This window comes from Fusobacterium sp. IOR10 (genome assembly GCF_010367435.1).
Classification (GTDB): Bacteria; Fusobacteriota; Fusobacteriia; order Fusobacteriales; family Fusobacteriaceae; genus Fusobacterium_B.
Genome location: NZ_WJWY01000002.1, coordinates 53,550 through 75,915, shown reverse-complemented (window position 1 = coordinate 75,915; position 22,366 = coordinate 53,550). Strand labels below are relative to the sequence as shown.

Annotated in this window: 21 protein-coding genes; 8 read left to right on the top strand and 13 right to left on the bottom strand. The window is 24.9% G+C overall.

Annotated features, from left to right (window positions below; all coding sequences use genetic code 11):
- The first annotated feature begins 294 nt into the window (after window positions 1–294).
- A complete protein-coding gene (locus GIL12_RS00900; RefSeq protein ID WP_163468177.1) occupies window positions 295–1,317 on the top strand; it encodes a hypothetical protein in 1,023 nt (340 codons plus the stop codon).
- A gap of 9 nt (window positions 1,318–1,326) precedes the next feature.
- Window positions 1,327–1,956, top strand: a complete 630-nt coding sequence (rmuC, locus tag GIL12_RS00895) for a DNA recombination protein RmuC (protein WP_163468210.1) — start codon at window positions 1,327–1,329, stop codon at window positions 1,954–1,956.
- Window positions 1,957–2,204: 248 nt separating this feature from the next.
- Here the strand turns inward: rmuC and GIL12_RS10155 are convergent, their stop codons facing one another.
- The 11 genes from GIL12_RS10155 to GIL12_RS10020 all read right to left on the bottom strand — a co-directional run bounded on the left by GIL12_RS10155 (window position 2,205) and on the right by GIL12_RS10020 (window position 15,448).
- A complete protein-coding gene (locus GIL12_RS10155; protein WP_255461003.1) occupies window positions 2,205–2,336 on the bottom strand; it encodes a hypothetical protein in 132 nt (43 codons plus the stop codon).
- Between the two features lie 433 nt (window positions 2,337–2,769).
- The gene (locus tag GIL12_RS00890) at window positions 2,770–4,140 is read right to left on the bottom strand and encodes a hypothetical protein (protein WP_163468175.1); all 1,371 of its coding nucleotides are present in this window, start codon (window positions 4,138–4,140) and stop codon (window positions 2,770–2,772) included.
- A gap of 11 nt (window positions 4,141–4,151) precedes the next feature.
- Complete coding sequence (locus GIL12_RS00885; protein WP_163468173.1) at window positions 4,152–5,828, bottom strand: hypothetical protein; 1,677 nt, start codon at window positions 5,826–5,828, stop codon at window positions 4,152–4,154.
- A gap of 317 nt (window positions 5,829–6,145) precedes the next feature.
- Window positions 6,146–9,235: a type I restriction endonuclease subunit R gene (locus GIL12_RS00880; protein ID WP_163468171.1), complete on the bottom strand. Its 3,090-nt coding sequence runs from the start codon at window positions 9,233–9,235 to the stop codon at window positions 6,146–6,148.
- A gap of 16 nt (window positions 9,236–9,251) precedes the next feature.
- A complete protein-coding gene (locus tag GIL12_RS00875) occupies window positions 9,252–10,529 on the bottom strand; it encodes a hypothetical protein (protein ID WP_163468169.1) in 1,278 nt (425 codons plus the stop codon).
- 63 nt (window positions 10,530–10,592) lie between these two features.
- A complete protein-coding gene (locus GIL12_RS00870; RefSeq protein WP_163468167.1) occupies window positions 10,593–10,808 on the bottom strand; it encodes a hypothetical protein in 216 nt (71 codons plus the stop codon).
- A 93-nt stretch (window positions 10,809–10,901) separates the two neighbouring features.
- On the bottom strand, window positions 10,902–11,192 hold the full coding sequence (locus GIL12_RS00865; protein WP_163468164.1) for a hypothetical protein: 291 nt from the start codon (window positions 11,190–11,192) through the stop codon (window positions 10,902–10,904).
- 50 nt (window positions 11,193–11,242) lie between these two features.
- A complete protein-coding gene (locus GIL12_RS00860) occupies window positions 11,243–12,469 on the bottom strand; it encodes a restriction endonuclease subunit S (protein WP_163468162.1) in 1,227 nt (408 codons plus the stop codon).
- Window positions 12,470–13,897: an RNA-binding domain-containing protein gene (locus tag GIL12_RS00855; protein WP_163468161.1), complete on the bottom strand. Its 1,428-nt coding sequence runs from the start codon at window positions 13,895–13,897 to the stop codon at window positions 12,470–12,472.
- Window positions 13,897–14,838, bottom strand: a complete 942-nt coding sequence (locus GIL12_RS10025; RefSeq protein WP_203522454.1) for an N-6 DNA methylase — start codon at window positions 14,836–14,838, stop codon at window positions 13,897–13,899. The genes GIL12_RS00855 and GIL12_RS10025 overlap by 1 nt, the downstream gene beginning before the upstream one ends.
- Entirely contained in the window at window positions 14,795–15,448 is a 654-nt protein-coding gene (locus GIL12_RS10020; protein WP_203522452.1) for a class I SAM-dependent DNA methyltransferase, read from the bottom strand. Before GIL12_RS10020 ends, GIL12_RS10025 begins: the two co-directional genes overlap by 44 nt.
- Window positions 15,449–15,621: 173 nt before the next feature.
- Between GIL12_RS10020 and GIL12_RS00845 the strand changes: the two genes are divergently transcribed.
- The 3 genes from GIL12_RS00845 to GIL12_RS00835 are packed head-to-tail and all read left to right on the top strand — an operon-like array spanning window position 15,622 to window position 19,502.
- The gene (locus tag GIL12_RS00845; RefSeq protein ID WP_163468159.1) at window positions 15,622–16,659 is read left to right on the top strand and encodes a hypothetical protein; all 1,038 of its coding nucleotides are present in this window, start codon (window positions 15,622–15,624) and stop codon (window positions 16,657–16,659) included.
- A gap of 24 nt (window positions 16,660–16,683) precedes the next feature.
- Window positions 16,684–18,276, top strand: a complete 1,593-nt coding sequence (locus GIL12_RS00840; protein ID WP_163468157.1) for an SIR2 family protein — start codon at window positions 16,684–16,686, stop codon at window positions 18,274–18,276.
- Window positions 18,277–18,299: 23 nt separating this feature from the next.
- Window positions 18,300–19,502: a DUF4365 domain-containing protein gene (locus GIL12_RS00835; RefSeq protein WP_163468155.1), complete on the top strand. Its 1,203-nt coding sequence runs from the start codon at window positions 18,300–18,302 to the stop codon at window positions 19,500–19,502.
- 60 nt (window positions 19,503–19,562) lie between these two features.
- On the opposite strand, the gene GIL12_RS00830 is transcribed toward GIL12_RS00835, so the two are convergent.
- Window positions 19,563–19,745, bottom strand: coding sequence for a hypothetical protein (locus GIL12_RS00830; RefSeq protein WP_163468153.1), 183 nt, complete (start codon window positions 19,743–19,745; stop codon window positions 19,563–19,565).
- 152 nt (window positions 19,746–19,897) lie between these two features.
- Between GIL12_RS00830 and GIL12_RS00825 the strand changes: the two genes are divergently transcribed.
- From GIL12_RS00825 to GIL12_RS00815, 3 genes are all read left to right on the top strand, one after another.
- Window positions 19,898–20,140: a DUF6868 family protein gene (locus GIL12_RS00825; RefSeq protein ID WP_163468151.1), complete on the top strand. Its 243-nt coding sequence runs from the start codon at window positions 19,898–19,900 to the stop codon at window positions 20,138–20,140.
- 102 nt (window positions 20,141–20,242) lie between these two features.
- Window positions 20,243–20,494 carry a hypothetical protein gene (locus GIL12_RS00820; RefSeq protein ID WP_163468149.1) on the top strand — a complete coding sequence of 84 codons (252 nt, stop codon included), beginning with the start codon at window positions 20,243–20,245 and terminating at the stop codon, window positions 20,492–20,494.
- Complete coding sequence (locus GIL12_RS00815; RefSeq protein WP_163468147.1) at window positions 20,488–20,934, top strand: YkvA family protein; 447 nt, start codon at window positions 20,488–20,490, stop codon at window positions 20,932–20,934. Before GIL12_RS00820 ends, GIL12_RS00815 begins: the two co-directional genes overlap by 7 nt.
- A 10-nt stretch (window positions 20,935–20,944) precedes the next feature.
- Here the strand turns inward: GIL12_RS00815 and GIL12_RS00810 are convergent, their stop codons facing one another.
- Window positions 20,945–22,273, bottom strand: coding sequence for an MATE family efflux transporter (locus GIL12_RS00810; RefSeq protein WP_163468145.1), 1,329 nt, complete (start codon window positions 22,271–22,273; stop codon window positions 20,945–20,947).
- Between the last annotated feature and the right edge of the window lie 93 nt (window positions 22,274–22,366).

Below are 22,366 nucleotides of genomic sequence, written 5' to 3'. Positions count from 1 at the left end.
CTTCCAAATATTTATATATAGTGCTATCACAAGGATTTTTAACAACTATAAAAAAATAACCTTTGAAGTTACAATTTATAATTTTAAAATTCGAAAAAAATTCCATTATAATCACCTATTTTTTTAATTTTATTTTACTCCTTTACCCTTTAAATGTAAAGCTTTTTTGTGATTTATTAAACTTAAATCCAAAAATATGTGTTCTTTCCTGAATTTCATGGAATTTATTTTGAAATTATATTTTATTGAAGTATACTTATGAAAGAGTTCTCAAAATATAAAGGAGATGAAACTATGTCAAATATACACTATTTTCAAAGATATCACCAGAAAGAAAATGTAGCAACAAACAATACTTTACTTTTATTTTCTAGACTTTATAATGAATCTTCAAATAAATTTATAGATTTTATTAACTCATTACTTGGAGAAGAACTTAATTCTCACTTAGAATTAATCAATTTTGAACAACAGAAAAAAAATGGCAATTCTATTCCTGACGGTTCCATAACTCAAAACAGTTTCAAAATAGTAATTGAAACTAAAATGGATAGTGCTAAAAATTTTAAGAATTCTCAATTATTAAATCACTTAAATAGTTTTAATAATGAAGATCAAAAAATTCTCTTAACACTTAGCCCAACTAAAATGAAACATGAGCAATTTAAAGATTTGACTGAAATTATTAAAGAGAAGGATAAAAGTATTAATTTAATCAATACAACTTTTAGAGACATTGTCTTAGTTTTTAGAGATACTATCAATGAATATGATACAACTTTAATAGCTATTATAGATGACTATGAAGAATATTGTAGAAGCTCAGGACTAATAACTGACAACGCCTCAAGATTAAGAATTATCCCATGTGGAAATAGTTATAATCTAAATATGAAATATAATATTTACTATATGCCTAGTTCTAGAAATGTTGGAGAACATGGATATATTGGAATATACCACGACAAAAAAGTAATTGGTATTGGAAAAGTAAAGAAAAGAGTTAATGTAACTGTTGAAAATCAAAAAATATTAAAATCAAGTGAAGATTTAAATGAAGATGAAACAAATAGAATACAAAATATAATAACTGATTCCTATAAAGAGTTAGATTGGGACTTAGGGAGTTGTGAATATGAATATACAATAGTTGATAAATTCTATAAAACCAACTATATAAAAACTTCACCTGGAGGAATTCAAGGTCATCGTTTTCAAGATTTAAAAGATATATTGAAAGATAGCCTTGATAAAAAAGAAACATTGCCAACTGTAGAAATAATTGCAAGTCTTCTTTCAAAAAAAGAATGGAAATGATTAAATAAAATAAATACTACAAATGAAAAAGTTTTAAAAGATTCAGCTGAATTAAAAGAAAATTTAAACAAAAGTATTACTAAATTTAAAGATGCTTTAAGTGAAGATTTAAAAACAAATTTTAATTCTGTATTATTCTTACCTGAGCCAGTGGGAACCATCGCCATTGATTCTAAATTCCCATTAGAAAATTATAAAAAAATGACTGATAAATTACTAAGTAAAACAGAAAAATTAGATTCTGAAAAAGCATTTAAAAAAGATATTAAAAATCATATAGATGCTATAGCTAATAAATATATCATTCCTGGAGAAACATCTAATCAAGCTATTATGTTCTTACCAGCTGAAGTTATATTTGCAGAATTAAATGCGTATCATTCTGATTTAATTGAATATTCACAAAATAAAAAAGTGTGGATATGTTCTCCTACAACATTAATGTCAGTGTTATCAACAATGCAAGTAGTTCTTAAAAATTTAGAAAGAGAAAAATATTCTGGCATTATTTATCAAGAATTAAACAGACTTGGAACAGAATTTAATAGATATAAAGTTAGATGGGAAGCTTTAGCAAAACATATAGATAATGTTACTAAAGATGTTAAAGATATCGCAACAACTACAAATAAAATTTGAAATCGTTTTGAAAAAATTAAGGATGTTAAACTTGATAAGGAAAATCTAATTGAAAATATTTAAAGGTTTCTAAAATATATTCATCACATAAAAAGTCAAGTTTTTAACGTTAAAAACTTGACTTTTTATTATTTCAAAAACCATTTGTTATTCCAATATCTTTCCAGCACTTTAAAATTAGTTAACATTTAGACCAAATGTATACGCAAAAAGAATGCTGATATACAGCATCCTTTTTGTTGTTAGACCTATTTTTTCTTTGTACTTTTAGATGGTTTTAATTCTTTTGTGTTTCCTGGAGTATTTTTGTTGTCTCTGTATCTTTGATCTACTTTTCCTGTAGATTGTGCAATAGGTTTAGGTCCTGGTTTTAGTGGCATATTATTCACCTCCTTTTTTAAATTTTTAATAAAACTATCTTAAATATAATTTTATTTTCTTTATTTATTAAAAATATGTAATGAAATTACTTGAAAAATTCATCATAACACCTTTCAATCAAATCCATTAATTAAATATCTTTACAATACTAAAAATTATTGATTTTAGCTAAAAATAGACCTTGTGATTTCCATTATAAAGAGCTTTTTAACCTTTATACTAGGATTGCATAGGTCTATTTTCTCCCTCTAAAAAGCCCATATAAACGGCTATATTTCTATTTGTAATCCTTTTATTTTAAATTATTTACGAAAATAAAATTTTAAAAAAGTTCAAAAAACTGTTAAATAACACTTGTTTTCACTATGAAATGTACAATTTTCCATTTTATTAGTACAAAAATAGGTATTTTTTTCCTGGATTAAGTATCTTTTAAATTATAAGTTCTTCTTCAAATAAAAGATCTATTTCCTGATCAGTAGTTGACTTAATTTTTTTATTAGTTAATATAGCTGAAGCTTTAGATATATTTTCTCGACTGGAATCTAGCAAAAGCTCTTTTGTTACCTCTTGTCTTTTTGCACAACAATCATCTACCAAATTTAAAAATTCATCAATTAGATTATCCTGCTCCTTTTTTTTATCCTTTAACATCTTAAAAAGTTTCTCTTGCTCTTTATTTTTCATTCTTAATTCTCTTACATATAAAGAAATTTCCGAATAAAAATATTTAGCTATGATTTTATTCCCTATGTAATTTATTGCTACTAAGCCTCCTCCTCCGAAAGGAATAGCTGTTCCTAGACATCCTAAAAATCCAACACTTGTTTTTAAAATGAGAGCTTCTATTTCCTCTTTAATTGTTTCCTTAGGAGTGTTGCTTTCATTTAATAAATAAATTTTTTTTAGTTCTGGTCCTAGATTTAATGCAGTCGCCACTGTAGAAAACGAATTCTTCGAAATATATTTTAATTTATTAACAACCAAATCTTTTGTTCCTGTATAGGCAAACGCTTTTACTCCCATATCCACACTATATTTTGCATTTTTTTTTAAATCTATCTCTTTTTGCTCAAAAATATCATCAAACATATTCACCAAAAAACCCATTTTTATTGAATTTTCTGCCGCCTTTAAAGAACTAGTCATTGTTTCTTTTGCTTCTTTTTTAAAGACCTTCGATTTTAATTTTCTTTTATTTTTCATTAAGTCTAAAGATATTTTATCAGACTTAACAATTTTTCCAGAACTATCAGTATATTTTATTTCTTCAGTTATGTTCCCTCTTGTTTCGTCACTAATATTTAAATTATTATTTTCTTTTATAAGTTTTCTTTGCCCTTTTGCCACTAATCTTTGCATACCTTTATATTTTTCCTCATCTTGATATTTAGCTGCTGATTTATAGTTGTTAGACATTTTAGATTGAACATCCACTTTCTTTGATTTTTCAGGCTCACTTATTCTTATATCATAAGGAGAACCACTATTAGCCTTTACTTTATTTTCATTACAACTAACTTTAGAATCCAGCATAGTTGCTCTTGCTTTGCTACCTTGTTTTGCAGCATTTATATTAAAAGTTGCTGTTCCTTCACTCTCCGTGTACCAACCTTTGCTTTTTTCAATATCTACATTTTTTCTTTTCATATCAATTTCCTGAAACATTTCTCTTCCAATGGTTGCTTGCCTACTTGCTTCAAAATTATTTTCAGATATATTACTCTCAATAAAAGAAACCTCATTTATTTTTATAGTTTTTTCTTCTTTTTTCTTTTTTCTTAAAAAATCTAAAATTTTCATATTCATCCTTTCTAAGCTATAAATTTTTTTAATTTATTAAATCCTACTTTTTCTAATTGGTCTTCTGTAAGGTTAAAACTTTCAATTTTCTTAATTTCATTTTCTAATTTTTTCTCTTTTTCTTCTAAAATTTCATCTAAATCTTTTTTATTTATTTTTTTGTTTGTAACTAATTCTGGATAGATTTTCTTGATTTTGTTATTTAGTATATTTAAATCTTGATTGTTTAATTCACCCTTTTCTTGAAATTTTAAGCTTAAGGACAATAATTCTAATAAACTTTTAACTTCTTCTGAATTTAAAAAATCTCTAACATAATTTTCTTTATATTCTAAATCATTGCTTTGAGAAATTTTTAATATTTCTTCTGAAACTTCTAAATTAGTAGCATCTAAATTAATCATTGGTGTTATTATTATATTTTTTAATAATTTCATAAAATCTACAACTTCTTTTATTTTCTTCTTTGCTTCTAAACTTGTAATTTTTAAATTCTTATCTATTTTCTCTTCTGAATAATCTTTAAAATTATCTTTAAATATTTCATAACTATCCTTTTTATTAAAATTATCTATAATTTCAATCTCATTTAAATTTATTTCTCTTAATATAAAACTTAATTTGTTTTCAGGATTTTTATATTTTCTAGGCAATCTTAAATATTTATTTATATATAAATAACTTTCCTTTATGTTTTCTGAATTTTCAATTAATTCCCATATAGTTTTTTTTCTTTTAAAACAGAAAAATTTCTTTTTTTCTTTGTAAGTTTGGTATAAATAACTTGCCACTTTATTAATTTCAGTATTTATATCTGATTTTACTTTTTCTTCTAAAATAATTCTATTTTCTTTTAAATTATCTTCAATAAGTTTTTCCATTTTTTCTCTTTTTAATTTAAAAATAAAAGTCAATCTTTCTCTTATATCTGTAAAATTTTTAGAAAGTTTTATTACTCCCTTTGCTTTTCCAAGAACCCTGTGTGTTTCCATATATTTTTTATAAATTTGTGATCTTTTATTTTCCATCTTATATAATTCTAGTCTAGCATCTGCTATTTCCTCTTTTGACGGAGCACTTCCTAAAAATCCAAGAAGACCTATTCCTCCAACAATCCATCCAACAGGACCTGCTGCCAATGCTCCTATTCCTCCTAAAACACTCCCAACTCCTAAAAGAGAAGTCCCTACTATTCCAAAAGTTGCAAATCCTGCTAAGGCCAAACTACTTCCTACAGCTGCTCCTCCTGTAGCCGCTAATCCAACACCTGCTGCTAATTTTGCACCAATCATTGCCGCTTCATAATTGTCTGAATATTCTTGAAAATAATCTTTTATATCTTCTGATTGAGGAACTTCCATATTCTTCATAGAATAAACCATTTCTTCGCATTCTGATATTCCTACTTTAAAATCCTCTAAAGCCAATTCTTTTGCTATGTTTAATCCTTCTATTCTTATTTTACCTTTATACTTTTCTAAAATTTCTTTTCCTTTTTTTATATCTAAAATCATTTGTTCTTTTTGACTTAAAATATTATTTTCAGGCAATTTACTTTCTTTAGATATTTCTATTGTTTCGTTTAAATTTCTCATAATATCTCTTAGATTATTTTCAATATCCCTAACACAAGAATTCGATTTTCTTTCAATGCTTTTCATTTCATTTCTTCTACCTATTCCAAACATAATTATCTCCTTATTTTATTATTTTTAGTATAAAAAAACTCCCTTTTACAAAGGGAGTTTTATTTATTCATATTTAACATTAAAAAACAAGCTTTAAAAACTATGCAAAAATAATCCTTAAAGTTACAATTTATAATTTTAAAATTTAAAAAAAATTCCATTATTATCACCTGTTTTTTTAATTTCATTCTTCTTCTTTATTTTACTCTTTTCTTATATAAAAGTAAATGATTTTTATCCTTTAACTTAAAAATATTAAACACTTAAAAATTATTAAACTACAAAAACAGGTATTCTTTTCCTGGATTTCATAGATTTTAAGCTGGTATCTCTTGGCACATTAATTTAGCCTGTTTTAACACTGTTTCTATAACTTCCTTTTGCCCTTTTGGTGGATATTTATATTTTCTAAGTAATCTTTTTATATTCCTTCTCATTAATGCTTGAGCTGATACTTTTTCATACCAATCAACTTTTAAATTTTTCTTTATTGATTTAGTTAATTCTATTGCAATAGTTTTTAAAATTTCACAATCTTCTAACTGAGCTAAGATATCTTCTGTTGCTAAAGCATCATAAAAAGCTATCTCATCATCTGTTAATCCTAAAGAATTTCCTTCTTCTTGTTTTTTTTGAAATTCTTTTGCCATTTTTATTAATTCTTCCATTACTTCAAAACTTGTTATAGCTTTTTTCTTATAAGATTCCATAGAATTTTTCAATCTATCTGAAAATTTTTCTGACATAACTAAATTTTTCTTTGAGCTGATTCTTATTTTTCCTTCTATTAATTTTTTCAACATTTCTACAGCTAAATTTTTATATTTCATTGATTTAATTTCTTCTAAAAATTCATCTGATAATACAGACATATTTGGATTTTTCATCCCTAATTCTTTATATACATCTATAACTTCTTCAGAAATAATTGTATTTCCTAAAATATCTGCCATCTTTTTATTAATTTGATCCTCTGTTAATTCTCTTTCTTTTTTAGGTTTTTCTATCTTTACAAGAGTTGCTTTTACAGCTTTAAAATAAGCTACTTCTTCATTTATTTTTTTACCTCTTGAAGTTGATATACAAAGAGCATGTGCTTTTGCTAAAGCAGAAACTTGTTTAATAAATTCCTTTTCCATTCCTTCTTTTTCTATATCCAATTGTAAAATATAATTCATTCCACCTATAATAGCTCTTACTCTTTCTGATGGTTTTTTACTTTCATATTTTTCATAATTATATTTATGCATAATATCTCTTACAATCTCATAATATTCTTCCATAACACTTATTGCTTTTTTTAAATCTATTCCTGTGGTTTTTCTATCTGAAACAGAATATTGATTTAAAGCTTTTTTTAGATTATCTGCTATTCCTGCATAATCAACAACTAAACCACTATCTTTATCTTTGAATACCCTATTTACTCTAGCTATAGCCTGCATTAAATTATGCCCTTCCATACTTTTATCAATATACATTGTATTCATACAAGGGACATCAAAACCAGTTAGCCACATATCTCTTACAATTGCTATTTCAAGCTCATCACCAATATCTTTCATTCTCTCTGCTAGATCTTTTCTTTCATCTTTTGTTGTAAAATGCTGTTTCCATTCCATAGGGTCCTTTGAAATATTATTTGTCATAACAACTTTTATTTTACCTTTTTCTTTATCTTCATTATGCCATTGTGGCCTTAATTTTATAATTTCATTGTATAGATCTACACATATTCTCCTAGACATACAAACAATCATACATTTTCCAAAGGCAACACTTCTTCTCTTCTCCCAGTGATTAACAATATCTAAAGCTAGTTCTTTCATTCTAGAAGGACTACTCTTAAGGGCTTCTAATTTAGAAAATTCTCTTTTTTTCTTTTCTGTATCATATTCCTCTAGATATTTTATTGTTTCATTTACCTCAGTATCCAAATGATCCAAATATTCTCTATTAAATTTTAATTTTATAAATCTATTTTCATAGTATATTTTAACTGTAGATCCATCTTCAACTGCTCTAGTCATATCATAAGTATCAATATAGTTTCCAAAAACTGAAACAGTTGATCTATCTTCAAAATCTATAGGTGTTCCTGTAAATCCAATATAATTAGCTTGAGGAAGAGCGTCTCTAATATGCTTAGCATAACCATAAGTAATGTTTCCCTTCTCATCTTCCTTTGCATCTAAGCCATATTGACTACGATGTGCCTCATCAGCTATTACTACTATATCTTTTCTATTGGATATAATATCAATAAACTCTTCATCCTTTTTAGGAGCAAACTTTTGAATAGTTGTAAATATTATTCCCCCACTTTGAACATTTAAATATTCTCTTAATTCATCCTTATTTTCTGCTTGTTTTGGAGTTTCAACTAAATAACTTTTACATTTGGAAAAAGTATCAAATAATTGATTATCTAAATCATTTCTATCTGTAACTACTACTATTGTAGGATTATTAAATTTTTTCATTAATTGCCCTGTATAATATGTCATTGTCAATGATTTCCCAGAACCTTGAGTATGCCAGACAACACCTATTTTACCTCCACTTTCCTTTGCTTTTTTTGTATTTTGTAAAGCTTTTTTTACAGCAAAGAACTGATGGTATTGAGCTAATATTTTTATACTTTCATTTTTAGATTTCATAAATAAAATAAAATCTTTTGTTATCTCTAAAATTCTTTCTTTGCTTAGCATTCCTTGAGTAAGAGTTTCCATCATCATTTCATCTTTAGGTCTAATCTCTTCCCCATCAACACTTCTAAAACTCATAAATCTTTCTAATTTAGAAGAAATAGTTCCTGCCTTAGCATTTATCCCATCACTCAAAACAATAAATGAATTATATTTAAATAAATCTGATATTTCATCTTTATATCTTTGAATTTGATTATATGCTGTATTTATCCCTACATCTTCATTTATCATAGATTTTAACTCTATCACAACTAAAGGAATTCCATTTACAAATAAGATTATATCTGGTCTTCTATTTGTTTTTTGAATTATAGTAAATTGGTTTACTGCTAAAAATGAATTGTTTACTATATTATTAAAATCAAATATGTATACTTTATCATACCTATCATTTCCCTCTTCATCTCTAAAAGGAACATCTATTCCATTTGTTATCATATTATGAAATTCTTCATTGGCACCTATTAGAATTGGATTTGATAAATGTCTTATCTTTTTTATAGCTTCTTCTTTAGAATCCTTTGATATATTTTTATTTATTCTATATATTGCATTCCTTAATTCTTCTAATAGCAATACTTCCTGATAGCTTCCTCTTTGATCTTTTTCTATTTCACTACCAATTTTATGTTCATATCCAAGATCTTCTAGAAGTTCTATATATATTTCTTCCAATTGATTTTCTGTAAAATTCATAAGATTTCTCCTTAATTTAAGCTTTATAATAAATATATTTCATCATATTTTCTATAATATTTTTTAAATAATCAGCAGTCTTACATTCTTGTTCCCATTTTTCAATTTGTTCAAAAGAAATAGATAGTTTAATCTCATTTCCTACATTTATATTAGTAAAACTTCTATTAGTTTCTTCAAAATATCTACTAAATTTTTTAATAAATTCCTCTTTATCTTTGACATATTTAGAAATATTAATTTTTGATTTTTCCCATTTTTTATTATCCTTTTTATAAACCATCTTTCCTATTTCTTTAAAAACTTCAGATACATCTCTTATTTTATCATCAGGAATATCTTCCCAGAAAATTCCTTTTCCCATAATATGAGCAAATCTTATATAGGTATGACCTGAAACTTTAAATTTAATATTTTTATCAAAATTTTTAATTCCTTGTTTTATGTTACTTAAAACATCTTCTAAAATAAATTTATTTTTATATAACTTAATACCCTGTTTTCTGTTATCTCCAGGCCAAACCATTAAATCTAAAGTTTTATTCTCCCCTACTAATAATTCACACCTTTCAGCAAATTTTTGGTCTTTTAAAACTACCCAATTAACTTCCTCTTCAAAATCTTCACCATGAATTTTAATATTTATTTCTTTTTTTATTTGCATAATTCTTCTGTTAGTAAGTATTTTATTGTCTAAACCTTCAATTGATAATTTTTGTATAGGAAGTAAATCTTGAAAATTGTTCTCAATAAACATTTTAAATTCATTAAGATATAAACTAGGAGAAGCTAATTGTTCCCTAAAATTATGAAGATTAAATGCTATATCTAATATATCTGACCATATAAGAGATTTATATTTAAAATTTTGATTTACATTTCCCCAATTTAAACGTTTTATTTGATTATTTAATTGCTCTCTAGGATCTTCATTTAAACGTTTAACCTCTACAACAATTAAAGTTTCTTCAACTTGAATAATTAAATCCATTCTTGGTTTTTTAGTAGTTTTACTTGTATTTAAATTATCTCTGTATTTTACTGTATTTAATGTAACTCCATAAATATTTCCTATACCAGAATCTTTAATACTTATATCTTTTGCAAACACCTCGGTATCTACAATAATATTTTTAGATAAAAGATTTTTTCCTAAACTTTTTCCAACAATCTCTGTATAAAACAAATCAAAAAATAACGGTTCATTTTTAAGCATAATAGCTAATGATCTTGTAAGATTATTTTCCCTTGAAGTAATTTGATATGGTGTAAAAATACTTAAATGTCTATTCACAATCAATCTCCTTTTTTATTTTTACTCTACTAAACATCTTCTTAAAACAAAATTATTTGTTCGTCAATATATAATCTCATCTGTATAATCATAAAGAACCTGATCTGTTAAATATAAGAGACTCATAGAATGATCAAAATTATTTTTTAATTCCAATAAATTTATTTTTTTATTAGACTCTATATTTTTATTGCCATTTAAATCCTTTGGATATCTGAACGTTGTTCCTTTTTCATCTAAAAGATCCAACACATTAACTATTTCTGACATAAATATCATTTTTTCGTCAAATTGTTTTTTTACTTTATCATTAATACTAAGTTTTTCAAAACATTTTTTTGTATGAAGAGAGAAACATTCTAATAATTTTTTTTAAGAGTGACCTTCTAAAGAGTTTTTAGAATCATTACATTCACTTAATTTCATTAAATTTTGTATTTGACCCTTTAATCCTATTTCAATACTATGTCTCATAAGAAAAATTAAAGGAACAGAAACCATATCTATACCTTCCATCTTTTTTTCTTGTAGAGAATTATAAATAATATTACAAGAATTTTCATATAAACTAAGAAATGTTGAAAGTCTATATGATTGTCCTATATGTGAAATAAATATTCTTTCTTTTAAAGAAAATTTATTATTGTCATTTTGCCCAAACATATTTTCTCCTCCCTTTAAATTAATTTTTCTAAAATTTTTTATTCATACAATCACTTCACTCTTATTTCTCCACTCATAAGTTTAGGAAGCAAAAAATCCCGAATATGACTCAACGTTTTTATTTCTTGATTTATCTTTATTATTTCATCAAAAATATTCTTTATTTTTATATTGATTTTATTTAATTCTTCTTCATAAGGAACTACCACTTTTGCCTTTTTTAAATCCTCTCTTTTTATGTGGCCCATTGTAGTAGCTTTCCCTTTTGCTATATTTGTAAATTTTTTCATATACATTTTTGTCCATAAATATACGAACCATTTGGGGAAATTTTTAGGAATCACTTTAAAAATATGCTGATTTAAACCGCCTGTTTCACCATTCCATAACATTAATTTTAATGTTCCTGACCATGAAAATAAAATATCACCACTATATACTTTATATTGGTCCGGTATTAAAGTAGAACATAAATCACTTTCATTAGATACCCCATTATTCATCTCTTTGATTTTAATAACTTTTAATTTATTTTCTCCTTCAGGTCTATATTTCTGCATCGCCAAACCATTCAGATAGTTAGCTATCTCGTCTAATGATTCTACTCTCCACCTCTCAGGAATCATCCCAAGTTCTGATTCAATCATTTTACCGCCATTATCTTTATAAGATTTCCCTTCTTCATTTGGAAAATTGAAATTAACAAACCATTCTTTAAACATAGTTTGAGCCATTTCTTCCAAAGTCTCATTCATTTTATTATTTAGTTCTATCTTATCATCTAATGATTTTAAAATAGCTGCTATTTTTTTTTGTTCTAAAAATGGTGGGAGATAAATACTTGTTTTCTCAATAACATCTCTTTGAGCCCTTTGTCTTCCTGAAGTTCCAGTCATTGATTTTATAGCAATATCTCTAAATTTATTTGAAATTGATAGATAATATATAAAATCTTTATCTGTTTTATTTTCAATTTCCCTTAAAACTATAAATTCTGTTGAACCAAAAGCAATTTCATTTTGATTTAAAATATTTACTTGAGCTGTCTTCCCATTTTGTAAACAAGGTGTTATTCTAGCAACTAAAGTATCCCCGTTTTTAAATTTAGTCCCACTTGTAAAAAAGGTTTCTTCATATCCAACTATTTCTCTTGAAAATTCTTTCAGTTTATCCATAGATATTTTTTTTACTATCTCACCTTTTCTTATGCTTTCTCTTGGATTAAATTGTATAACATCTCCCAACTCAATTTCTTTCCATTCTGTATTTTCTTTCATCTATTCTACCTCACTTTTCAATTTATAGTGAGTTAATTTCCCTTTTCCTTCTTTGACTATAAATCCTCTTTCTACCATTTCTGCTAATATTTTTCTAGCTCTTGAGTCTTTAACCTTTAATAAAACTTCTACCTCTGATTTTTTTATGCTCTCATTTGTTTTTAAATATTCTAATATTTTTTCTTCTTGTGATGGTTCCAGTACTTTTCCAGTACTTTTATCTCTTTCCAGTACTTTTCCAGTACTTTTATCTCTTTCCAGTACTTTTCCAGTACTTTCAATTTCTTTTGAAGTATTAATTTTTCTAAATAATGTAACCCCTACAAAAGTTCCACTCTCTTCTATTTTTGGTTTTTTCAAATTATATTCTTCACATAAAGTTAATATTCTTACTATACCACTACCCCATTGTTCAATGTAGTTTAGTTCTTTAAAAACTTTAGCTATTACTCTATTTTTTATCTCAGAACGTCCACTATAAATATTTTCACTAGATATTCCTAAAGGAAATTCTCCTGGAGAAATAATTTCTAATCTATCCTCATATATTGCAACTTTTATATCTCTACCTTCATTAGAATAATCTCTATGTACCATAGCATTAAGAAGTGCTTCTCTAATAGCTACTTCTGGGATTTCTAAATAATCATTTCTTTGTAAGCCTTCTATTTTTGCAAATAAATTTAAGTGTGTTTTTATAAATATTTGTATATTTTCTAATTGCGAAAATAAATCACCTGTATATTCTTTTTTATCTAAAAAGATACTCATATTTTTTCCTTTGAACAAGGAACATTTAGTTATAACATTTTCATATTTTCCTAATAAAATTAATAGTCCTTTTGTAGGATAAATTTTTTCATTATCTTTTTTTAATAACCTCATATTTAACATTTTTTCTTCGTTTATTTCTTTTCCTAATTTTTTAAATTTATGATACAATACCCCTAAATCTAATTTGGAATATTCTACATCATACTCAATTTCCTCGTCATAAGAAATATTTTTTCTTCTTCTTTCTAAATTTAATATATTTCCATAATCAGCAACTCTATTTGTTGCTCCTATCCTTATATATGTTCCTTCTTCTTTTCCTTTTGCTTTAAGATAATAAGGAACTAACGATCCTTTAAAAACTTCAATTACTAAAATTATTTTCCCATCAATATTTTTTGTATAAATTTCTGGATTAATTTTAGGGCAACAACTTTCATAAATAATAGATATTACTTTATCTTTTACTTCAAATATATCTTCGTTTATTCCAACTATTTCTCTTTTATCTGTTACTCCTACAATTAATTTTCCACCAGCCGCATTAGAAAAAGCTATTACAGTTTTTGCTATACTTTTATTATTAGGCAATATCTCTTTAAATTCTAAAGTTTTACTTTCACCTTTTTTTATTTCTTCTAATATATCTTTCATTATTTCACCCCAAATCCTATAGAAGCTAGATTTTTTCTTATTTCTGCCTCTAGTTCTGCTGATTTTTTAAATTGTTCAGATAAATTCTTTGTTAAAGTTTGCATTTTTTCTTCAAATGGTATTCCATCATCTTCTTCATCTTTTATTCCAACATATCTTCCTGGTGTTAATATATAATCTTGCTTTTGAATTTCTTCTAGTTTAGCTGCTTTGGAATATCCTTTTTCATCTTTATATTCTCCATCTTTATTTCTCCATGAATGATATGTTTTAGCTATTTTTTCTATATCTTCTTCTTTAAATTCTCTTGTTTTTCTATCTATCATTTCTCCTAAATCTCTAGCATCAATAAACAAAGTTTCATTTTCTCTTTCTCTATGATCAGGATTAGATTTATTTCTATTTAATATCCATATACAAGCAGGTATTCCTGTTGTTAAGAATAATTTATCTGGCAAAGCAATGATACAATCAACAATATCCCCATCTACCATAGCTTTTCTTATTTCTCCTTCATTTGAAGTATTTGATGATAGAGATCCGTTTGCTAAAACAATCCCTGCAACTCCTGTAGGTTTTAATTGATGTACCATATGTTGAAGCCAAGCATAATTCGCATTATTTTCAGGTGGTGTTCCGTATTTCCATCTTACATCACCAGCTAAACTTTCATTCCAATAATCTTTCACATTAAAAGGAGGATTTGCCATTATATAGTCCATTTTCTTTGTAGCATGTTGATTATTTGTAAAGGTATCTGCTGGTTCTTTTCCAAGGTCAACTTCTATTCCTCTAATAGCTAAATTCATTTTACAAAGTTTCCATGTGGTACCATTACTTTCTTGACCAAATATAGAAATATCTCCTAGTTGTCCTCTATGATCTTCCACAAATTTTTCAGATTGAACAAACATACCACCGCTTCCACAAGGCAGGATCATATACTCTTCCTTTAGTTGGCTCAAGACAAGCTACAATTGTTTTAACTATTGATTTAGGAGTATAAAATTGTCCTCCATTCTTTCCTTCAGAATTTGCAAATTTTCCTAAGAAAAACTCATATACTTGTCCTAAAATATCTTCTTTTTCATCCTCTTTAGCTACTAAATTAATATTTCCTATGATATCTATTAATTCTCCCAATTTTCCTTTATCAAGATTTGGATTAGAAAAAACTTTGTATAACACATTTTTTAAAGTTTCGTTTTCTTTTTCTATTTCAAACATAGCATCATCTATTATCTTTCCTATTTCTGGAGTTTTTGCCTGCTTTACTATTTCAGACCATCTTGCAGTTGCAGGTACCCAAAATATATTTTCTGCTATATATTCATCTCTATCCTCTGATATTTCTCCTTTTTCATAACCACCTTCTGATTCTTCTTTAATTAATTGTTTGTTTTTAGCTTCAAATTTATCACTTATATATTTTAAAAACACCAACCCTAAAACAACATATTTATATTCTGCTGGATCCATATTATTTCTTAATTTATCACATGCTTTCCAAAGTTGATCTTTAATGTTATCTTCCTTCTTATTCTTAGCCATTTTGCCCCCTTATATGATTAGTAATTCACTAATAAGTATACTATTCATAAAAACAAAAGTAAAGTAATTAAATTATTGCTTTACTTGAATAAAAATACATAAAGGTATATACTTAAAGTGATTTATCTTTATTAAATGACAAATTAATTTTAATATAAAGGAGAAGCAATTTTATGACTATACTTACAGGTAATGGTTTTAATTATATGATAATGAATTTTATCAAAAATAGTATTTCTAATTATACTAACGAACTAAATCTTACTCAAGAAGAACTCAACGATTTAAATGATAAAATACAAGAAATAACTGCATTATGGAAAGAATTTGATAAATTTTTCAAAGATTTAATGAAAGAATATCCAACTTTAAATAGTGAAGAAATTATAAAAATGATTAATCTAGTATTAAATTTTTTATCAAATTCAGATACTTTGGAAAAATTAATACCCGATTGTAAAGAACATATAGCTCCTATAAAACTAGGAATGGAAAAAGCTATTGGGGAAAAAATATTAGAAATATGTAATAAATTTAGAACTTTTGAACAAAGTGATAATTACAAACTAATTAAAAAACTATTTCCTAACTTTGGAGATAAAATTAGAAGTAGCTTAACTGAAAAAAATATTCAACCTTTATTTTTAACTACAAACTATGATGGGATTGAAGATACTATTTTAACTAACCACGGTACTTTTATTCCTGATGGCTTTGGAAAAAATAAACATGGAGATTTAGTTTTGATAGAAGATAATCTTAATAAAGATGAACTATTTTTCCATATTCATGGATCATACAAATTTAAAAAAGATTTCTATGAAACTATCAAATTAAGACAAACTTCTGAAAATTTAAATCCACTAATGATTTTTAATCAACCTGAACTAAAGAAAAAACAAATTATGGAAGATAATGTTTTAAGAGAATATTTTTATATTTTTGAAGAGAAACTTAAAACTTGTAAAAATTTTATTATTATAGGAAACTCTCTAAAAAATGAACCACATATAATAGAACTTTTAAAAAAACAAGAATTTAATGATGAACATCACAACTTATATATTTATGACAATAATCCAGAACAAGTAGAAAAAACCATTAACAAAAAATTTAGAAGAAAAATTATTCATTTTAATATTAAAAAAATAAATACTGAAATTTTTAACAATTCAGAAAAATTTATAGATAACTTACTATCTATAAACTAAAACATTTCATAAAGAGGAGGAATTATGGCTATTTTAGATGAATTAATAAAAAACAATGAATTTCCTATCATTTTTATAGGTTCTGGAATTCCAAAAAGATATTTGAAAAATTCACCTAGTTGGATAGAATTATTAGAAACAATTTGGAAAAATGTAAGTAATGAAAATTTTTACTCTGAATTGAATAAAATAGAAGATAGCTTAGATAAAAATTGTTCTAAATTAAAAAAAAATTTTGAAATAAATATTAAAATTGCTAGCCAAATAGAAAAGATAATAAAAGAAAAATTTAATTCAGGAAATCTTGAAATTAAAAATATCAACCCTAAATCTGTTTTTACTCATAAAATTAATCCTTTTAAACAATACTTATCTAATATGTTTCTTTCTTATGAATTAAAAAATAATAAAAAATCAGAAATTTTAGATTTTAAACATATGATAGAAAAATCTAGAATCCTTCTTACAACTAATTATGATACTTTTGTAGAAGATACTTTTAATACAAATTCTTTAAAAACTTATGTAGGACAAAAAGGACTTTTTCAATCAGAAACTGGCTACTGTGAATTATATAAAGTTCATGGCTGTTGTAAACAACCAAACAGCATAGTAATTACAGAAAATGATTATGAAAAATATAATCAAAATTCCATACTAATTAGTTCTAAAATAATTTCTTTACTATTAGACTTTCCAATTATTTTTATTGGATATTCTTTAACAGATTTGAATATAAGAAATATTATTAAAAAATTTTCCACTTCTTTGGACGATGAGGAAAAATATAAATTAAGAAAAAGAATTATTTTAGTCAATCGTGAAGAAGGAAAAATGGATATTTCTGAAGAAATAAGAACAGATGAAGAAATAAATTGTAGCTTTACTGTTATCACTACTGATAACTTTTCTGAGATTTATAAAAAAATTTCAAAAATTAATCAAGGAGTCACTCCTGCTGAAATTTCAAAATTTCAACATATAATAAAACAATTAATTATATCTGAAGGAAAAAAAGGCGAACTAAAACAGAAGCTTGTTAATTTTCTACCTAATAAAAATATAGATGATATTATAAAAGATAAAAATATTGCTGTGGCAATAGGAGATAGAGCTATACTTATCCAAACACCTTCTGTATTAGATTACCTTTATAATTATATAGCTAACGAATCTTTTGATAATTTAGAATCTAATTTAAGATTCTTAGCTTTACAGAACATTGGAACAGGCTACCCTGCTTTTAAATATCTCACTAAACAAATATTATTAAAAAATTTATTAAATAAAAAAGAAATTGAACAATTAAAAAAAAGACTTAAAAAATTAAAAACATTTAATACTGAAATTTCTTCCCATAACAATATTGTAAATTCAATTGATGAGATTACTATTTATATTAAGAAAAACTATAATAACAAAAAATTAAGCTATAAAAAAGATATCGAATATTGTCTTATTAATTATAACTTTGAAAATTTAATGATAAATAATATTAAAAATTATTTATTAAAAGAATTACAAGAGATGAAAGAAAAAAAAGATGATACAATTTCTACTAATTTCAGAAAACTTTTAATAAAATATGATGACAAAGTTTATAATACTAAATCTTAATATATGTTATATAAGGAGAATTTATGAAATCAGAATATGCTTATAATCAATTACTAGAACAAAAATCAATCCATTATTTATTAGGAAAATGTATAAATTCAAAATTTAAATATCGTCAATATGATCAAGATAATGATGTTGATGGTGAAATTGAAATTTTTGAAAAAGAACAAGAATTGCTTAAATATATTACAAAATCAAAATATATAAAAGTTCAATTAAAAGCTCAAAAAGAAATTAAGATAAAAGATAGTTATATTAATTTTAATTGTCCGGTAAAACTTATTAAATTTATAAAAGATTGTGATATTCCTCTAATCCTTGTTTTATATGATGAAAAAACTGACATAGGTTATTGGCTTTTTATGCAACCATATATTTCAAATTATATAAAAGATAAAGACTTAAATCAAAAAAATAAACTTATTAAAATACCTATTGAAAATTCTCTAGAAAATCAAGAAAAATTTAAAAAAGAGATGATAAGAATATCAGAAGATGGAATATTAGAAATTCTACTAAAAAATAAAAAAATTAATTTAAGAAAATGTTATGAAATTATTGATTCAGAAGATATTTCTATACCTAAAAAATCAAGAAAAATTTTAAGGATATATATAAATTCAATTTTTTTACAAAATCAAAGTATTTTACATCAATTGTTAGAAAAAATATCACTTTCAGAAATAAAAAACAACTTAAATTTAAATATAAAATCTAAAAATATTGATGAATTGACTATTTTTGTATATGATGCTCTAAATAAAGTTGGAACAGAAGGAGCTTTATATCGTTTTAAAACTGTTTCTAAAAACAAGAAATATGAAACAGAACTTACTGATTTAACTATTAATTCTTCATATCAAATAGAAGAATCTACTAAAGGTTCTTACTTAAAATTTATATTTTTAAAATTCTTAAAAGCTAAAAATATAGCTTTAAATATTTACGCTTGTAAAGATATTAAAAAAAATATAGATTTATATAAAGATAAAATAGAAAAAGAATATAATAATTTTAATAATTTTGAAAAAAAGATTCCTTATGAATGCATAAATTTAGATAATAAATTTATGGAATTTTTAACTGCTCTTGATAATTTTAAATTTTACAAAGATAACAACTACAATGATTACTATATTCAAAAAAGAATAAATGAACTTTTAGAATTAGATAAAGAACTTACTAATCTTTTTCATGACCACATTCAAAAAATAATGCTATAATTAAAAAACATTTAAAAGATAAAAAAGCCCTCATTTTATAAAATGGGGGTTTTTTATTTGTTACTTACAAACTTTACAAGCACAATAAGTTTTTCCTGTCTCTTTGCTAGCTTTTTTTATTGCACTGTCTAAATTGCTCGCTTCAACATAGAAAAAATTTGATTTTGGTCTATTAGGACAACCTAATCTATGAACTTGATATTTTGAATCATCTCTTTCTTCATTAGCTATAAACTTTGTCATATTCCTCTCACCTCCTTTAAATTTAATTATATACCTTTTATTATTTTCTCGCAAGAACTAAATAGCAATAATTTTTAAATTTAAAATTCATTTATCCCTTGAACTATATAATATATGTTATATAATTAGACTAACAAAAGGAGGTTTTAATAATGGAATTAAATATAATTAAATCATTTCTAGGTTGGTGCTGTATAATCAATATTATTTTTCTTTTATTTTCTACTTTCATAATGACAGTATTTCAAAAACACATTTCAAAGATTCATTCAAAATTATTCGCTTTAGACGAAACAACTTTACACTTAGAATATTTTAAGTTTTTAGCAGTTTATAAAATAGCTATATTGGTATTTAATATTGTGCCTTACTTAGCCCTTATAATAATATCTTAATTATTTTTTTTAATTTAATAGAAATAATAAAAATCTTGTCTTTCTAACCCCTTTAGAATATAATTAATGTTAAAAGACCAATTAATATTAGGAGAGAATTTTATGTTAACAATTTCAATTATATTATTTATACTATTTACCATTCTTAGTTTTTTAATATTTAAATGGGTATTTAAGGTTATAGTAATAGTTTTATTTTGCTCTATACTTTTCCATATAGTTACTCCATTTAAAAAAATTATAAAACCATTTTATTCTAATGGAATTCCAAAGAATAAAACAACTAAAAATTATTTAGATACATTTAAAAAAAACTATAATACAAGATTAATTTATAAGGAGAAAAGATGCTAGAAGAAAATGAGGATTTTTATGAAAAATTAAGAAAAAAAATTAGAATTTGGGCACAATCTAAAAAAGGAAAAACAAATAAATGGGTTGAATATATTATGGCTGCTCCTGATTTGTTTCATCTTTTAGTAAAATTATCTCTAGATAAAGATGTTCCAGCTAAAGAAAAAGCAAAATTAGCAGCAGCTATTACATATTTTATTTCACCCCTAGACTTTATTCCAGAGTTAATTTTAGGACCAATTGGTTATGTGGATGACATTGCTATAGCTGCATATGTTCTTAATAATCTTATTAATCTTATTAATCAAATTGATCCAGAAATAATAAAAAAATATTGGTCAGGGGATACAGACATACTTTTTTTAATAAAAAAGATTCTCCAAGTTTCAGATGAAATGGTAGGACATAAATGGAAAAAAATTATCAAAAAATTTAAATAACATTAAATTTTTAGACTCTTTTTCTATTCTTATACCTTTCAATATATACATATCTTCCTGCAAATAATAAGAAAAGAAAAACCCAAGAAAGGCCTTCCCCATAAGCAAGGGACATATTCCCTGTTGAATCCTTTAACTTATATGATAATACTATTCTCACCACAAGGGATAAAAGACCACTAATACTTGAATATAAAACATCTCCCTTTCCTTCTGTATAACCTCTCATAGCCATTGCTAAACCATAAATAAAATAGAACCAACCTATTGAATAGAAGAATCTTCCTCCAATTGCAGCAGCCTCTTGCCCAACTCCAAATATTCCTATTAAATTTTCTCCAATGGTTATAACTGGAATTGTAAGGAGAATTGACACAACTAAACTAAGTTTTAATCCTATAAATAAACTTCTTCTAGCATCTTCAGCTCTTCCTAAACCAATATTTTGAGAAGTAATAATAGAAATTCCTGTTGCTAGATTCACAACTGGTAAAAGCAAAAGGGTATCAATTCTGTAAGCTGTTGTTATAGCAGCCACTGTAGTTGTTCCAAAAGTATTCATAAGATTTTGCATAACAATACTACCTAAAGAAGTAACAACAGACTGTATGGTAATTGGTGTAGTTAAAGAGGAACCTTTTTTAAGAAAATTCATACTAAAAATCTTTTTTCTTGGTTCCCAATGTATATTATATTTTTTCTTAGCATAAGCTATAATAAAAATAGTCATCATTAATTGGGATATTACTGTTGCAATTGCAGCTCCTATGGCTCCAAAAGTAAATAAAACTACTAACAAAATATCTAAAAATATATTTGTAACAGCTGAAACTAACACAGCATAAAAAGAAACCTTACTATCTCCAATTCCCCTTAACACAGCAGCATACACATTAAATACAGTGATAAAAGGAATACCTAACAAAACAATTTGTAAATATCTTTTTGCTATATAAAAAATATCTGTGGGAGTTCCAAGAGCCATTAATATATTTTCAGAAAAATATATGGTAACACCACTTATTAAAATTAAAATAATCCCCAAAAGAATAAGAAAAGTAGCTAATATTTCATTTTGTATCCCTTGATTTTTTTCCCTTATATATCTAGCTGATAATATAGAAATCCCAGAGGTAAATCCGGTTATTCCCATAACAAAAAGATTTATAATAACCCCTGTGGATCCAATTGCTGCTAGGGCTATCTCCCCTTCAACATTTCCCACTATAAAAGCATCAGCCCAATTATATAGTTGTTGTAATAGTCCACTTAAGATCAAAGGTAAGCTAAAATAAATTAACTTCTTTGTTAGCTGGATATCTGTTACTTTTTTATTCATATTACTCTCCCTTGTTTTAAACCTTTTTGATATATTAAAATAAGTTTAACATATATTTTAAAATAGTCAATAAACAATCATTTTATAATAATT

Coding starts and splice junctions, on each gene's coding strand:
- GIL12_RS00815 (WP_163468147.1), top strand. CDS start 20,488: ATGCTAGAAGAAAATGAGGATTTTTATGAAAAATTAAGAAAAAAAATT.
- GIL12_RS10025 (WP_203522454.1), bottom strand. CDS start 14,838: ATGATCCTGCCTTGTGGAAGCGGTGGTATGTTTGTTCAATCTGAAAAA.
- GIL12_RS10020 (WP_203522452.1), bottom strand. CDS start 15,448: ATGGCTAAGAATAAGAAGGAAGATAACATTAAAGATCAACTTTGGAAA.
- GIL12_RS00825 (WP_163468151.1), top strand. CDS start 19,898: ATGGAATTAAATATAATTAAATCATTTCTAGGTTGGTGCTGTATAATC.
- GIL12_RS00810 (WP_163468145.1), bottom strand. CDS start 22,273: ATGAATAAAAAAGTAACAGATATCCAGCTAACAAAGAAGTTAATTTAT.
- GIL12_RS10155 (WP_255461003.1), bottom strand. CDS start 2,336: ATGCCACTAAAACCAGGACCTAAACCTATTGCACAATCTACAGGAAAA.
- GIL12_RS00855 (WP_163468161.1), bottom strand. CDS start 13,897: ATGAAAGATATATTAGAAGAAATAAAAAAAGGTGAAAGTAAAACTTTA.
- GIL12_RS00835 (WP_163468155.1), top strand. CDS start 18,300: ATGAAATCAGAATATGCTTATAATCAATTACTAGAACAAAAATCAATC.
- GIL12_RS00865 (WP_163468164.1), bottom strand. CDS start 11,192: ATGTTTGGGCAAAATGACAATAATAAATTTTCTTTAAAAGAAAGAATA.
- GIL12_RS00870 (WP_163468167.1), bottom strand. CDS start 10,808: ATGATATTTATGTCAGAAATAGTTAATGTGTTGGATCTTTTAGATGAA.
- GIL12_RS00900 (WP_163468177.1), top strand. CDS start 295: ATGTCAAATATACACTATTTTCAAAGATATCACCAGAAAGAAAATGTA.
- GIL12_RS00840 (WP_163468157.1), top strand. CDS start 16,684: ATGGCTATTTTAGATGAATTAATAAAAAACAATGAATTTCCTATCATT.
- GIL12_RS00845 (WP_163468159.1), top strand. CDS start 15,622: ATGACTATACTTACAGGTAATGGTTTTAATTATATGATAATGAATTTT.
- GIL12_RS00885 (WP_163468173.1), bottom strand. CDS start 5,828: ATGTTTGGAATAGGTAGAAGAAATGAAATGAAAAGCATTGAAAGAAAA.
- GIL12_RS00890 (WP_163468175.1), bottom strand. CDS start 4,140: ATGAAAATTTTAGATTTTTTAAGAAAAAAGAAAAAAGAAGAAAAAACT.
- GIL12_RS00820 (WP_163468149.1), top strand. CDS start 20,243: ATGTTAACAATTTCAATTATATTATTTATACTATTTACCATTCTTAGT.
- GIL12_RS00860 (WP_163468162.1), bottom strand. CDS start 12,469: ATGAAAGAAAATACAGAATGGAAAGAAATTGAGTTGGGAGATGTTATA.
- GIL12_RS00880 (WP_163468171.1), bottom strand. CDS start 9,235: ATGAATTTTACAGAAAATCAATTGGAAGAAATATATATAGAACTTCTA.
- GIL12_RS00830 (WP_163468153.1), bottom strand. CDS start 19,745: ATGACAAAGTTTATAGCTAATGAAGAAAGAGATGATTCAAAATATCAA.